Source organism: Streptomyces sp. NPDC052496 (assembly GCF_040679095.1).
In the GTDB taxonomy this organism is placed as follows: Bacteria; Actinomycetota; Actinomycetes; order Streptomycetales; family Streptomycetaceae; genus Streptomyces.
Window position 1 is genome coordinate 1 of sequence record NZ_JBFAUH010000065.1, and the last position, 1,328, is coordinate 1,328.

General features: G+C 56.6%; 1 rRNA gene (running past one end of the window). It reads left to right on the forward strand.

The annotated features are described in order from the left end of the window. The first annotated feature begins 49 nt into the window (after window positions 1-49). A 23S ribosomal RNA gene (locus AB0L45_RS39380) occupies window positions 50-1,328 on the forward strand (it continues 1,280 nt past the right edge of the window).

The window sequence follows — 1,328 nt, forward strand, 5'->3', positions numbered from 1 at the left end:
GGGTGGCTGGTCGTTGCTTGAGAACTGCACAGTGGACGCGAGCATCTGTGGCCAAGTTTTTAAGGGCGCACGGTGGATGCCTTGGCACCAGGAACCGATGAAGGACGTGGGAGGCCACGATAGTCCCCGGGGAGCCGTCAACCAGGCTTTGATCCGGGGGTTTCCGAATGGGGAAACCCGGCAGTCGTCATGGGCTGTCACCCATACCTGAACACATAGGGTATGTGGAGGGAACGCGGGGAAGTGAAACATCTCAGTACCCGCAGGAAGAGAAAACAACCGTGATTCCGGGAGTAGTGGCGAGCGAAACTGGATGAGGCCAAACCAGTCACGTGTGATACCCGGCAGGGGTTGCGTGGTTGGGGTTGTGGGTTCTTTCTTCTGCAGTCTGCCGGCTGTGGGACGAGTCAGAAACCGTTGATGTAGGCGAAGGACATGCGAAAGGTCCGGCGTAGAGGGTAAGACCCCCGTAGCTGAAACATTGACGGCTCGTTTGAGAGATACCCAAGTAGCACGGGGCCCGTGAAATCCCGTGTGAATCTGGCGGGACCACCCGCTAAGCCTAAATATTCCCTGGTGACCGATAGCGGATAGTACCGTGAGGGAATGGTGAAAAGTACCGCGGGAGCGGAGTGAAATAGTACCTGAAACCGTGTGCCTACAAGCCGTGGGAGCGTCGCTATGCAGCTTGCTGCATAGTCGTGACTGCGTGCCTTTTGAAGAATGAGCCTGCGAGTTTGCGGTATGTTGCGAGGTTAACCCGTGTGGGGAAGCCGTAGCGAAAGCGAGTCCGAAGAGGGCGTTGAGTAGCGTGCCCAAGACCCGAAGCGGAGTGATCTAGCCATGGGCAGGTTGAAGCGGAGGTAAGACTTCGTGGAGGACCGAACCCACCAGGGTTGAAAACCTGGGGGATGACCTGTGGTTAGGGGTGAAAGGCCAATCAAACTCCGTGATAGCTGGTTCTCCCCGAAATGCATTTAGGTGCAGCGTCGTGTGTTTCTTGCCGGAGGTAGAGCACTGGATAGGCGATGGGCCCTACCGGGTTACTGACCTTAGCCAAACTCCGAATGCCGGTAAGTGAGAGCGCGGCAGTGAGACTGTGGGGGATAAGCTCCATGGTCGAGAGGGAAACAGCCCAGAGCATCGACTAAGGCCCCTAAGCGTGTGCTAAGTGGGAAAGGATGTGGAGTCGCAGAGACAACCAGGAGGTTGGCTTAGAAGCAGCCATCCTTGAAAGAGTGCGTAATAGCTCACTGGTCAAGTGATTCCGCGCCGACAATGTAGCGGGGCTCAAGCACACCGCCGAAGTCGTGTCATTGCGATATGTA